This is a genomic window from Streptomyces sp. NBC_00162 (assembly GCF_024611995.1).
GTDB lineage: Bacteria > Actinomycetota > Actinomycetes > Streptomycetales > Streptomycetaceae > Streptomyces.
Map to the genome: position 1 here is coordinate 4,260,153 of NZ_CP102509.1, position 12,639 is coordinate 4,272,791.

At 74.5% G+C, this 12,639-nt stretch carries 7 protein-coding genes; 4 read left to right on the forward strand and 3 right to left on the reverse strand.

All coding sequences use genetic code 11. The features are described from left to right. Positions 1 to 42: 42 nt before the first annotated feature. Both JIW86_RS19850 and JIW86_RS19855 read right to left on the reverse strand, forming a co-directional pair. On the reverse strand, positions 43 to 1,851 hold the full coding sequence (locus JIW86_RS19850; protein ID WP_257559367.1) for an ATP-binding SpoIIE family protein phosphatase: 1,809 nt from the start codon (positions 1,849 to 1,851) through the stop codon (positions 43 to 45). A gap of 135 nt (positions 1,852 to 1,986) precedes the next feature. Then, entirely contained in the window at positions 1,987 to 3,405 is a 1,419-nt protein-coding gene (locus JIW86_RS19855; protein WP_257555201.1) for an NAD(P)/FAD-dependent oxidoreductase, read from the reverse strand. 340 nt (positions 3,406 to 3,745) lie between these two features. Here JIW86_RS19855 and JIW86_RS19860 point away from each other — a divergent pair, with 340 nt between their 5' ends. After that, positions 3,746 to 4,522, forward strand: coding sequence for a TetR/AcrR family transcriptional regulator (locus tag JIW86_RS19860; protein ID WP_257555202.1), 777 nt, complete (start codon positions 3,746 to 3,748; stop codon positions 4,520 to 4,522). A gap of 177 nt (positions 4,523 to 4,699) precedes the next feature. Continuing rightward, positions 4,700 to 6,730 (forward strand): sigma-70 family RNA polymerase sigma factor, encoded by a 2,031-nt coding sequence (locus JIW86_RS19865; protein ID WP_257555204.1) that lies wholly within the window; start codon positions 4,700 to 4,702, stop codon positions 6,728 to 6,730. A 51-nt stretch (positions 6,731 to 6,781) separates the two neighbouring features. Here the strand turns inward: JIW86_RS19865 and JIW86_RS19870 are convergent, their stop codons facing one another. Next, on the reverse strand, positions 6,782 to 9,013 hold the full coding sequence (locus JIW86_RS19870) for an asparagine synthase-related protein (protein WP_257555206.1): 2,232 nt from the start codon (positions 9,011 to 9,013) through the stop codon (positions 6,782 to 6,784). 630 nt (positions 9,014 to 9,643) lie between these two features. Between JIW86_RS19870 and JIW86_RS19875 the strand changes: the two genes are divergently transcribed. Both JIW86_RS19875 and lhgO read left to right on the forward strand, forming a co-directional pair. Further along, positions 9,644 to 11,302, forward strand: coding sequence for a sporulation protein (locus JIW86_RS19875; RefSeq protein WP_257555207.1), 1,659 nt, complete (start codon positions 9,644 to 9,646; stop codon positions 11,300 to 11,302). Positions 11,303 to 11,332: 30 nt separating this feature from the next. After that, entirely contained in the window at positions 11,333 to 12,565 is a 1,233-nt protein-coding gene (gene lhgO / locus JIW86_RS19880) for an L-2-hydroxyglutarate oxidase (protein WP_215146356.1), read from the forward strand. Positions 12,566 to 12,639: the final 74 nt, after the last annotated feature.

A 12,639-nucleotide genomic window follows, 5' to 3' on the forward strand; every position in this document is an offset into this window, starting at 1 on the left:
CCGGTGGACCGGGGCCTTCGGCTTGTCCGGCTGTTTGTCCCGCTACTTGTCTGCCTGCTTGTCCGGCAGCGCGAACTCGCACCAGACGGCCTTGCCGCCGCCCGGGGTGCGGCGGGTGCCCCAGGACGAGGCGATGGTGGCGACGATCGAGATGCCGCGGCCGGTCTCGTCGGCCGGTTCGGCGCGGCGGCGGCGCGGGAGGTGGTCGTCCCCGTCGGTGACCTCGATGATCAGGCGGCGGTCGGTGCGGCGCAGCCGGAGGCGCATGGGCGGGGTGCCGTGCTGGAGGGAGTTCGCGACGAGCTCGCTCGCGGCCAGGACTCCGAGGTCGCACAGCTCCACGGGGAAGCGCCAGGAAGTGAGGACTCCCTGGGCGAAAGCGCGGGCGCGGGGGGCGGCCTCGATGCCGCCGAGGAGTTCCAGGGCGGCGTTGTGGAAGAGCTCGGCGTCCGCGCCGGTGCGGGCGGGCTGCTGGAGGACCATTACGGCGACGTCGTCGTCGTGGTCGGCGTCGACTCCGAGGGCGCGCATCAGGCGGTCGCAGATGACGGCCGGGGTGCCCTGCGCGCCGGAGAGGGCGCGTTCGAGGGCGGCGACGCCTTCGTCGATGTCCTCGCCGCGGCGTTCGACCAGGCCGTCGGTGTAGAGGACGGCGGTGGAGCCGGGGCCCAGGGCGATGGTGCCGGAGGTGTGGAGCCAGCCGCCGGTGCCGAGCGGCGGGCCGGTGGGGTCGGCGGCTCTGCGTACGGTGCCGTCCTCGTCGCGGACCAGGATCGGAAGGTGGCCGGCGGAGGCGTAGGCGAGCAGGCCCTCATTGGGGTCGTGGACGGCGTAGACGCAGGTGGCGATCTGGCTGGCGTCGATTTCGGCGGCGAGGCCGTCGAGGAGCTGGAGCACCTCGTGCGGGGGCAGGTCGAGGCGGGCGTACGCGCGGACGGCGGTGCGCAGCTGGCCCATGACGGCGGCGGCGCGGACCCCGCGGCCCATGACGTCGCCGATGACGAGGGCGGTGCGGCCGGCGCCGAGGGTGATGACGTCGTACCAGTCGCCGCCGACGGCCGCCTCGGTGCCGCCGGGCTGATAGGTGGCGGCGACGCGCAGGTCGTCGGGCTGTTCGAGCTCCTGCGGGAGGAGGGAGCGCTGGAGGGTGACGGCGGCTTCGCGCTGGCGGCGCTCGCTGGCGCGGAGGCGTTCGACGGCCTCGGCGTGGTCGGTGACGTCGGCGAGGTGGATCAGGACCCCGGTGTGGTGGGGATCCTGATCGCCGCGGGTGCCGGTCTTGGGGAACTCCACCGGGGTGCAGGTGACGGTGTACGAGTGGGTGCCGCCCGGTGTGGTGCGGTTCTTGGCGGTACGGGGCTTGCCGCTGCGCTGGACCTGGTCGAGGAGCGGGAGGAGGCCGAGCTCGCCGAGTTCGGGGAGGGCCTCGTGCGCGGGGGCGCCCGGGGTGCGGGTGCCGAAGCCGGCTGTGTAGGCGTCGTTGACGTAGGCGACGCGGTGCTCGGGGCCGTGGACGAGGGCGACCAGGGCGGGGAGCCGGCCGAGGACCTCGCGTACGGAGAGCTCGTCGGGGGAGGGCGGCGGGGCCGTCGCGGGGTGGACACCGGTCCGCGGGGCGGGGGCGATGGCCGGGGTGGTGCCGGAGCCGCTGCCGGTGCCGGAGACCGTGGGGTCGGCCGGGCAGCCGTCGGCGGCGGGCGTGGACCGCTCGGTTCCGGGGTCGGCGCGGCCGCCGCGGGCTGCCGGGACCGAGCCTTCACCCCGCTTGGCCTGGGCGGCGGCGTGTTCGGACCGGGCGGCTGCGCGGCGCTGCGTTCCGGGAAACCGGGCGCTCCAGCGCGTGAAGTTCACTGCGTTCAAGCCTCGTGGTGTCGCAAGTGGTCGCTGTGTCGCTCGTGGTGAGTCGCTGACTGGACGTTGTCACTCTGTGCAGGTGTGAGCCCACCTATGGTCACACGTCCAGTGTGGCCGACCGCACTGACAACGTCAGCCCTGGCTGTCCTGCGGGGGGTTGGGAGCCGGGTTCGGCGGGGGTTCCTTGGGTCCGCCTCCTGCGGCGAGTTCGAATTCTGCCCTGGGGTGTTCGAGTGAGCCTAGGGAGACGATCTCCCGCTTGAAAAGACCGGAGAGGGTCCATTCCGCGAGGACGCGCATCTTGCGGTTGAAGGTGGGGACGCGGCTGAGGTGGTAGGCGCGGTGCATGAACCAGGCGGGGTAGCCCTTGATCTTGCGGCCATAGATGTGCGCGACGCCCTTGTGGAGACCGAGGGAGGCGACGGAACCGGCGTACTTGTGGGCGTACTCCGTGAGGACTTCGTCGCGCAGGGCGGCGATGAGGTTGTCGGCGAGGACCTTGGCCTGGCGCAGCGCGTGCTGGGCGTTGGGGGCGCATTCGCGGCCGGGCTCGGGGGCCGTGATGTCGGGAACGGCCGCGGCGTCGCCGGCGGCCCAGGCGTGCTCCACCCCCTCGACGGTGAGGAAGGCGGTGCAGGCCAGGCGGCCGCGCTCGTTCTTGGGGAGGTCGGAGGCGCTGAGGATCGGGTGGGGTTTGACGCCGGCGGTCCACACGATGGTGCGGGTGGGGAAGCGGGCGCCGTCGCTGAGGACGGCGACGCGGTTCTCGCAGGAGTCGAGCCGGGTCTCCAGGCGGAGGTCGATGTTGCGGCGGCGCAGTTCGCGGATCGTGTAGACGCCCATCTCGGGGCCGACTTCAGGGAGGATCCGGTCGCTGGCCTCGACCAGCACCCATTTCATGTCCTCGGGCTTGATGTTGTGGTAGTACCGCGCGGCGTAGCGGGCCATGTCCTCGAGTTCGCCGAGCGCCTCGACGCCCGCGTAGCCGCCGCCGACGAAGACGAAGGTGAGGGCGGCGTCGCGGAGGGCGGGGTCGCGGGTGGAGGAGGCGATGTCCATCTGTTCGATGACGTGGTTGCGCAGGCCGATGGCCTCTTCGACGGTCTTGAACCCGATGCCGTAGTCGGCGAGTCCCGGGATGGGCAGGGTGCGCGAGATGGAGCCGGGGGCGAGGACGAGTTCGTCGTACTCGATCTCGGTGGCGCCGGTGCCCTCCTCGTCGGTGGCGAGGGTGGTGACGGTGGCGGTGCGCTTGGAGTGGTCGATGCGCCGGGCCTCGCCGATGACGATGCGGCATTTGTCGAGGACGCGGCGGAGCGGGACCACGACATGGCGGGGCGAGATCGAACCGGCCGCCGCTTCGGGCAGGAAGGGCTGGTAGGTCATGTAGGGCTCGGGGGTGACCACCGTGACCTCGGCTTCGTCGGATCTCAGCTTTCGCTGGAGCCGAAGGGCCGTGTACATGCCGACGTAGCCGCCGCCGACGACCAGGATGCGGGTGCGGGGCGGGGTACCGGGGGCCGCGCCCCGGGAGTTAGCAGCCTTCACCATCCCATGACGCAACGTGGCCGGGAGTTTGTCCACAGGCCCGGCAAATTGTGTGACCGGAGGTGGTGCTGGGGCGGGGTGGAAGCGGACCGTGGATGGGGGTGTAGATCCGCAGGTCAGGGCATGCGGACTGGATGGTTCCGGGAGCACGGAACGGAAAAGTGGGGGTGAATGCTCCGATCGGGCGGTGCTCCGTCCGGGGCTGCCTCTTCTGAATTGACTCTGGCTCAACTATGTTCGTATCTCGTCGAGGAGTAGGACCGGGCCCACTTGACCGTGGCCCCCTCGGCGTGAAGGCGGGGAGTGTCTCCGGGGGGAGACAAATGATTACCGGGGGAAACATATGAACATTTCCGATTTCCATGGCTCTGCGACCGCGCTCTCGGTCGAGAGCAACGGTCGCGGTATCGCGGGCGGCAGCACCACGCACGGTGTGGGCCGGTCCACGCCGCTGCGCGTCGATGCCCAGCGCAATCTGGAGCACGTGCTGCGCGCGGCACGCGAGGTCTTCGGCGAGCTGGGCTACGGGGCTCCGATGGAGGACGTGGCGCGGCGCGCGCGGGTCGGCGTAGGCACGGTGTACCGGCGGTTCCCGAGCAAGGACGTGCTGGTCCGGCGGATAGCCGAGGAAGAGACCGCACGGCTGACCGAGCAGGCCAAGGCCGCGCTGGGCCAGGAGGAGGAGCCGTGGCAGGCGCTGTCGCGCTTCCTTCGCACCTCCGTGGCCTCGGGCGCGGGGCGGCTGCTGCCGCCGCAGGTGCTCCGGGTGGGCTCGGCGAGCGAGGACGGCGCCGAGGAGACCGAGGCGGCGCGGGTTCCGCACCAGCGTCAGGCCGTCACGGCCGGCGGGGCTCCCGAGCTGCGCGTCGTGGGCGCCCGGCCCGCGAGCGAGGACGAGCCTTCGGAGGACTCGGGCGCGGGTGCGCTGCTCGAGGTCGTCGGCCGGCTGGTCGACCGTGCCCGGGAGGCCGGTGCGCTGCGCACCGACGTCACGGTGGCCGATGTGCTGCTGGTGATAGCGACGGCGGCGCCCGCGCTGCCCGACCCGGCGCACCAGGCGGCGGCTTCGACACGGCTGCTCGACATCCTGCTCGAAGGGCTGCGGTCCCGGACGATGTGACCGCCGCCGGGGGCGGTGTCCGCTCGCACGACCGTGCGTCAATACGCGTGCCCGTACGGGGTTTCGTCGAATTGTGCCCGGATGAGTGGATGGCCTGCGGAAGGGTTCGACGCGTGGCCGCCGTGTGACACGCTTGATCGGTGTACCGGTTGAGTGTGTCGTGCGGGGGCTTCCGCGATGAACGTTGACGGGCGTGAAGAGCCACTCGGTGGCGCCGGCGGCGAGGTCGGGGCGGGCAGTCTGCCAGCTCGGCAGGTACCCGCGCAGCGCGAGCCGGGAGGTCGGCACGCCGCTCCTGCGGGCATCGGTGGTGAGCTGCCGCCGTCCGACGGGGACTTGATCGCCCGGATGCGGGGCGGTGACGACGGCGCGTACGAGGAGCTGTTCCGCCGGCACGCCGATTCCGTACGCCGCTACGCGCGGACCTGCTGCCGGGACGGGCACACCGCCGACGACCTGACCGCCGAAGTGTTCGCGCGGACCCTTCAGGCGGTACGGGGCGGGGCCGGGCCGGACCAGTCGGTGCGGGCCTATCTGCTCACCACCGTGCGCCGGGTCGCCGCGGCCTGGACGAAGACCGCCAGGCGGGAGCACCTCGTCGAGGACTTCGCCGTCTTCGCGGAGCAGGCGTCCACGGGTACGGAGGGCGGGGCCGGGATGTCCGGCCTGTCCGGCCTGTCCGGGGACGACACCCTCGAACTGGGCGCGGACGTCCGGGCGATGCACGAGGCCGAGCAGTCGCTGGCCATGCAGGCCTTCCGGAGCCTGCCCGAGCGGTGGCAGGCCGTGCTGTGGCACACCACCGTCGAGGAGGCCTCGCCGAGTGCGATCGCGCCGCTGTTCGGGCTGAGCGCCAACGCGACGGCGGTGCTGGCCAGTCGCGCCCGCGAGGGGCTCAAGCAGGCGTATCTGCAGGCGCATGTGAGTTCGGCGCTGAGTGAGGGCGGCGACTGCGCGCGGTACGCGGACCGGCTGGGCGCGTATGCGCGCGGCGGGCTGCGGATGCGGGCGGAGCGGGGGCTGCGCAAGCACTTGGAGGAGTGCGCGAAGTGCCGGCTGGCCGCCGGGGAGCTCAGGGACGTCAACGCGGGCATTCCCGCGCTGCTTCCGGTCGCGGTCATCGGGTGGTTCGCCGCCGGGTACGCGGCCAAGGCGGCCGGGGTGGTGGCCGGTGGGGCCGTCGCCGCGGGCGGAGCCGGGGCCGCTGCGGCTGCCACTGCCGGGTCGACGGCCGGGGCCGGAGCCGCCGGTGGGGCGGCCGGTGCGGGTGCCGCCGGTGGAGCGAGTGCTGCGGGTGGGGCAGGAGGGGCTGCCGGTGGGGCTGGGTCGGGTGCCGGGGCCGGGGGCGCCGTGGTGTCCGAGGGGCTGGGGATGCCGGCCAAGGCCGCCATCGCCGCCGGGATCGCGGTCGCGGCCGCCGCCGGGGTGGTGTTCGCGCTGGCCGGGGACGACACCGAGCCTCAGGCCCAGGCGAAGCCCGCCCCCAGCGTGGCGGCGCCGGCGGTGCCGAACGCCCCCGCCTCGCCCGCGCCGACCGCGCCCGAGGAGGAGCCGCCGCCCGCGCGGGGCTCCGTACCGCCGCGGCCGCAGGCCAAGCCGTCAGCGTCGGCCGCGCCGGCTCCCGCCCCGCCGAGCCCCTCGCCTTCTTCCTCGCCGAGCCGGGAGAAGCCGTCGCCCGCCCCGTCTCCGAGCCGGACCTCGGCGAAGCCCAGCCCCGCCCCCACACCGCCCGCGCCGAAGCCGGCCCAGGGGTTCCAGCTGGCCCGGCTCGGTCAGTCGGTCTACGGGGACCACGACGGCCCGGAGATCCAGACCTGGCGCAGCAGCTGGGTGTGGCAGCGCTGGGGCCTGGAGGTGGGAGACAGGCGGTTCGGGCAGGGGATCACCGTGAACTCCCGTTCCTCCGTGGAGATCACCCTCAACCGGCAGTGCACCGCCTTCTCGGCGCGCGCCGGGGTGGACGGCCTGTCGATGGTCACCTGGGGGTCCCCCCGGACGGAGTCCGGGGGAGGCTCGGTGCGGTTCTCCGTGTACGCCGACGGGCAACGGCTGTGGCAGTCCGCGGCCCTCGGGTACGGGGATCCGCCGACGGCCGTGCAGGTCTCGCTGGCCGGGCGCAAGACGCTGCGCCTGGTGACGGAGAAGGCCGGTCCGGGCCACCTGCCCGCGCTGGCGAGCTGGGCCGACTCGGTGATCAGCTGCCGCTGAGCGCCCGGCGTCCGGCGACCGGCGTCCGGGGTTCGGCGTCCCGCGTTCGCGTCAGGACAGGGCCGGGCGGTGCACGGGGACTCCCTCCGGCACCGCGCGGCGGCGGGCCGCGGACGTGCCCGTCCAGCAGGTGCCGCGGCGGGCCAGGAGGCGGTGCAGCCACAGCTCCATCGAGACGAGTTCCGCCAGCCCGTCGAGCGGGACGGGGCGGCCGTCCGCCGCGTCGAGCAGGGCCTGTTGGACGACCCGGGCGTCGATCAGCCCGGCGTCCGCGAGCAGCGGCGAGGTGAAGAGGGCGAGCAGGTCGCTCAGGGCGGCGCGCAGCCCCAGCCGGGTCGCCGTCTCGTTCGGGGTGTGGGCGGTGGCCCCCCAGCCGGGCGGGAGTTCCCGCACCCCGGCCGAGGACAGGACGGTGCGCAGGATCGCGGCACGGGCCCCGGGCTGGACGCGCAGGGATTCGGGGAGGCCGCGGGCGGCCCGTACGACCTGGTTGTCCAGGAACGGGGCGTGCAGGCGCTGGCTGCGGACCTCCACGGCTTGTTCGAAGACCCGGTGGTCCGCGGCGTGCCGGGCGAGGACCGCGCGGGCCCTGGCCTCTCCCGGCCGCAGCGACAGGGGAGGGCGGCCGGCCGCGGCAGCGAGACGGATCGATACTTCCGCCAGGGCTTCGCCCGTCAGCCAGCCCGCCGCCGGGCCCGGACGGGACCAGGTCAGGGCGGCCAGGGAGGCGTCCACCGGACCGGAAGCGCGCTGGGTGACCCCGCCTTCGCGGAGCCTGGCCGCGGCGGCTTCCATGCCCGCGCGGTACGTCGTACGGGCAAGTCTGCGGGCCGCGGAGTACACGGTCAGCGGCACCAGCAGGGACTCCCCGGAAGCGGATGCCGAGCGGGCCAGTGCCGCCACCGGGCGCAGCAGGTGGCGCCGGCGGCGGTCCATCAGGAGGTCGGCCAGGCGGGCGGGGTGCGCGTCCAGGACCTGGCGGGCGCCGTGGCCGGTGAAGTGGTCCGCGGAACCGGCGGCCAGCCGGCGCCGCTCGCGGGCGGCGAAGACCAGCGAGGGGCCGGGTTCGTCGGTCAGCGGGCCGTCGAGTTCGGCGTACGGGAGGGCCTCCTCGGCGGCGGCCACCACGACGTGGTGCAGGCGCGGGTCGGCCGCGATGGCGCGGGCCCGCTCCAGTTCGTCCTCGCGGCCCTGCGGGGTGGCCAGGTCGTTGAAGGTGACCGCCAGCAGCCGGGCCCCGGCGGGGCTGGTGAGGGTGCCGGGGGCGCCGGGCAGGCCGGCCGCCAGCAGGGCCAGGGTCGCGGAGGCACTGCCGCCTGAGAGGTCGGCGCCGACCCCCGGCGCCGGGGCGCCCCGGGCCGCACGCCGGTCGGCGGGGCCCATGCCGGGTACGGGGCCGGGATCGTACGGCGGAGCTGCGTCGGGGGCATGGCGGGGGGCCGTGAGCCGGGCGCGCACGGCATCCACCAAAGCTTCCCGTACGCCCTCCACCGCGCGGTCGGGATCGGCCTGGGGCCCGGCCACGGCGAGCGAGGCGACGGGCTCGTAGCCGGTGATCTCGCGGGAGCCCTCGCGCAGGATGAGCGCGTGCCCGGGCGGGATGCGGCGGACCCCGGCGTACGGTGTGCCGTCGCCCAGTGCCTCCGGACTGTCGGGGCAGGCCAGCAGGGCGGCGAGATGGCCGATGTCGAGCTGCGCCTCGATGAGGTCGGCGAGCGGGAGGGCGGCGGTCGAGTACGCGGTGCCGCTGGCCCAGGGGGTGTAGAAGACGGGCCGCGCGCCCGCGAGGTCGCCGACGACGGTGATCCGGCGACCGGCCTGGACGACGGCGGTGTAGCTGCCGGACCACTGGGTGAGGTGGCGCAGGGCTCCGCCGCGGGCGGCGTAGAGGGCTCTTCTCAGCTCGGCGTCGGTGGCGCCGCAGCAGCCGAGGACCGCGAGCCGGGTGAAGGGGTCGGCCGGGTCGGCGGTGAGGGTGCGGATCTCGTCGGGGCGCCAGTCGCCGACGGCCCAGAGCGGGTCGGGGTCTCCCCACAGCAGTTGGGCTCCGACGGGGTGGACGGTGCGCTCGGCGTCCGCGCCGGGGTCGTCGGCGTGGGCGGCGTCCGCGATGCCGCCGTGCGGCGGGGCGCCGCCTCCCGGGTACCCGGTGTCGGGGTAACCGCCCTGGCCGGAGCCGTGTTTGGGCCCATGGCCGGAGTCGCGGCCGGAGTCGCGGCCGAAGACGCGGCCGGCCGTGCCGAAGCTCGCGGCGATACTGCTCCAACCCACCAACCAGCGCACCGCCGCCTCCCCAGCCTGTGGGCACATGACCGGGGCACGGGCAGCACGGCGGCGCTGAGGGCGCGGTCGGCGGGACCCCGGGTGGCTCGGGTCCATGCTGCCACGGGACAGGCGTGCGAGAGTGATTAAAGGGGGCGCACATGCAAACGAACACGCCCCCGCCACGCGGTATTTGGCGTTCCGTTCCCCCCGCCCCATAGGTCGCTTTCGGCCATTCTTCGGCCGTCCTGAGAGCCGTCGGGGGCCGCCGGCCCCCGGGTGCGCGGGCGCGGTCCGGGAGGCGGAATCCGCCCCCCGGACCGTTCCGCCACCCGCGGGGATTGAGGTAGCGGCATCCCCCGGCCCGCCCGATCCGCGCAGCGGGCCGACCCACGCACCGCACATCGAATCGCCGGGTCCCCGGACGGACCAGAGCGCACGGGCGGGCGCACGGCCACACGGACGGAGCACGCGATGACACGTGCGCCCCGGAGACCAGGCCGGGGCGGACTGTGCAAACGGACAACAATCCCGCCATACGGAAGTCGGGGCCTTAACGCTTGGGAGGCGGGGAACTACGCTGGGTTTACGAAATGCCGGGCGCCTATGCCCCGGCGGCGTCTGCGTTCCGCGTGTGACGAGGGGTGGCGCATGTCCAGGGAGCTCCGCGAGCCCAATGAGAAGCTCGGCGCCGTCCTCGCCCTCGCGGGCATCAGCAACGCGGGGCTGGCCCGGCGGGTCAACGACCTCGGTGCACAGCGCGGCCTGACGCTTCGGTACGACAAGACGTCGGTGGCCCGGTGGGTGTCGAAGGGGATGGTGCCGCAGGGCGCCGCACCTCATCTGATCGCCGCCGCCATCGGCGCGAAGCTGGGGCGGCCGGTGCCGCTGCACGAGATCGGGCTGGCGGACGCGGATCCCGCGCCCGAGGTCGGGCTGGCCTTCCCGCGCGACGTGGGCGCGGCGGTGCGGTCGGCCACCGACCTCTACCGGCTCGACCTGGCCGGGCGGCGCGGCGGTGGCGGGATCTGGCAGTCGCTGGCGGGTTCGTTCTCGGTGGCGGCCTACGCGACGCCCGCCTCGCGCTGGCTGATATCTCCTGCCGACGGCTCGGTGGCGCGCGAGCCCTCGGGTGCGGGCGGCTCGGTTCTGACCCCCTCGGCTCAAGACGTGCCGGTGCACGACGCAGCGGCGAGTGACGCACCGGTACGCAAGACACCGGCTGTGGGACAGGTCGTCGGACAGGTCTCAGGACAGGCCACGGGACAAGCCGCTGGACCGGCGACCGGTCCGACGACAGGGCCCGTGACGGGTGCGGCGGGAAGCCTGCCGGCTCCGCCGTCCACCGTTGTGCCCGCCCAGCCCGGACCCGAAACGCCCCGTGACCACGGCCAGCGCGTGGGCCACAGCGATGTGACCAAGCTGCGCGAGGCCGCCGAGGACGCCCGCCGCTGGGACTCCAAGTACGGGGGCGGGGACTGGCGTTCGTCGATGGTGCCCGAGTGCCTCCGGGTGGACGCGGCGCCCCTGCTGCTGGGCTCCTACACCGACGAGGTGGGCCGCGCCCTGTTCGGCGCGACCGCCGAGCTGACCCGGCTCGCGGGGTGGATGGCCTTCGACACCGGCCAGCAGGAGGCGGCCCAGCGCTACTACATCCAGGCGCTGCGCCTCGCCCGGGCGGCCGCGGACGTACCGCTCGGCGGATACGTCCTGGCCTCGATGTCCCTGCAGGCGACCTACCGGGACTTCCCGGACGAGGGCGTGGACCTCGCGCAGGCGGCCGTCGAGCGCAACCGCGGTCTGGCCACCGCCCGCACCATGAGCTTCTTCCGCCTCGTCGAGGCCCGGGCCCACGCGAAGGCGGGCGATTCCACGGCCGCGGGTGCCGCGCTGCGGGCGGCCGAAGGCTGGCTCGAACGCGCCCGGGCCGGCGACCCGGACCCGACCTGGCTGGGCTTCTACTCGTACGACCGCTTCGCAGCGGACGCGGCGGAGTGCTACCGGGACCTCAAACTCCCGCGGCAGGTAAGGCGTTTCACCGAACAGGCCCTGTCCCGGCCCACCGAGGAGTATGTACGGTCACATGGGCTGCGCCTGGTCGTGAGCGCGGTCGCCGAGCTCGAGTCGGGCAATCTCGACGCGGCCTGCGCGGCGGGCACCCGGGCGGTGGAGGTGGCGGGCCGGATCTCCTCGGCGCGGACGACCGAATACGTACGGGACCTGCTGCACCGCCTGGAACCGTACGGGGACGAACCGCGCGTGGCGGAGCTGCGCGAGCGGGCGCGGCCGCTGCTGGTGGCGCCCGCGTAGGGGCCGCGTGGCCGCGTTGTCGGTGGCGGGGTGCAGTATGCAGGGGTGGGAGGTGTCAGCGTGGGCGGCGGCGTGGACTGCGATGTGCTGGTGATCGGTGGCGGGATCGTCGGCCTGTCGACGGCGCATGCCCTGTCACGTCTGGCTCCGGGGACCAAAGTGGTCGTCCTGGAGAAGGAGGCCGGCCCGGCCCGGCACCAGACGGGCCGCAACAGCGGGGTGATCCACAGCGGGATCTACTACCGCCCCGGCTCGCTCAAGGCGCGCTTCGCGGTGCGCGGCGCCGCCGAGATGGTCAAGTTCTGCGCGGAGCACGGCATCGCGCACGAGGTGACCGGCAAGCTGATCGTCGCCACGGAGCGCGAGGAGCTGCCGCGGCTGCACGCGCTGGTGCAGCGCGGCCGGGAGAACGGCATTCCGGTGCGCGAGCTCGGCCCGGCGCAGATCTCGGAGTACGAGCCGGAGGTCCAGGGCCTGGCCGCGATCCACGTGGGCAGCACCGGCATCGCGGACTACGGCCGGGTGACGGCGCAGCTGGCCGAGTCCTCGGGCGCGGAGATCGTCTACGGCGGCGCGGTGGACCTGATCTCCCGCCGCGCATCGGCGGTGGCGGTCCGCACCACCTCGGGCCTGGTGGTCCGCGCCCGGGTCCTGGTGAACTGCGCGGGCCTCCAGTGCGACCGGATCGCCCGCCTGGCCGGAGACGACCCCGGCATGCGGATCATCCCCTTCCGGGGCGAGTACTACGACCTGACCCGACCGGATCTGGTCCGCGGGCTGGTCTACCCGGTCCCCGACCCCGCCTTCCCCTTCCTGGGGGTCCACCTGACCCGGGGCATCGCGGGCGGCGTCCACGTCGGCCCGAACGCCGTGCCCGCGCTGGCCCGCGAGGGATACGCCTGGTCCACCATCCGCCCGCGCGACATCGGCTCCGAGCTGGCCTGGCCGGGATCCTGGCGGATGGCCGCGCGGCACTGGCGGTACGGGGTGGGCGAGATCCACCGCTCGCTGTCGAAGCAGGCCTTCACCCAGGCGGTACGCCGGCTCCTGCCCGCCGTGACCGCGGCGGACCTCCGCCCCGCCCCGGCCGGGGTCCGCGCGCAGGCCGTCCTGCGGGACGGCACGCTGGTGGACGACTTCCTGATCCGGGACGCCCCGCGCACGGTCCACGTGCTGAACGCCCCGTCGCCCGCCGCCACCGCCTCGCTCCCGATCGGCCGCGAGATCGCCACCCGCGCGCTGCGCACGCTCGCCTCGGCCTGAGGCGTCCCGGGAACGGGGGCCCGGGGCCCGGGGGCCCGCGGCGGCGGCCGGGGCCCGGCAGGGCACCGCCCCCG

Coding starts and splice junctions, on each gene's coding strand:
- JIW86_RS19855 (WP_257555201.1), bottom strand. CDS start 3,405: ATGGTGAAGGCTGCTAACTCCCGGGGCGCGGCCCCCGGTACCCCGCCC.
- JIW86_RS19860 (WP_257555202.1), top strand. CDS start 3,746: ATGAACATTTCCGATTTCCATGGCTCTGCGACCGCGCTCTCGGTCGAG.
- JIW86_RS19865 (WP_257555204.1), top strand. CDS start 4,700: ATGAACGTTGACGGGCGTGAAGAGCCACTCGGTGGCGCCGGCGGCGAG.
- JIW86_RS19875 (WP_257555207.1), top strand. CDS start 9,644: ATGTCCAGGGAGCTCCGCGAGCCCAATGAGAAGCTCGGCGCCGTCCTC.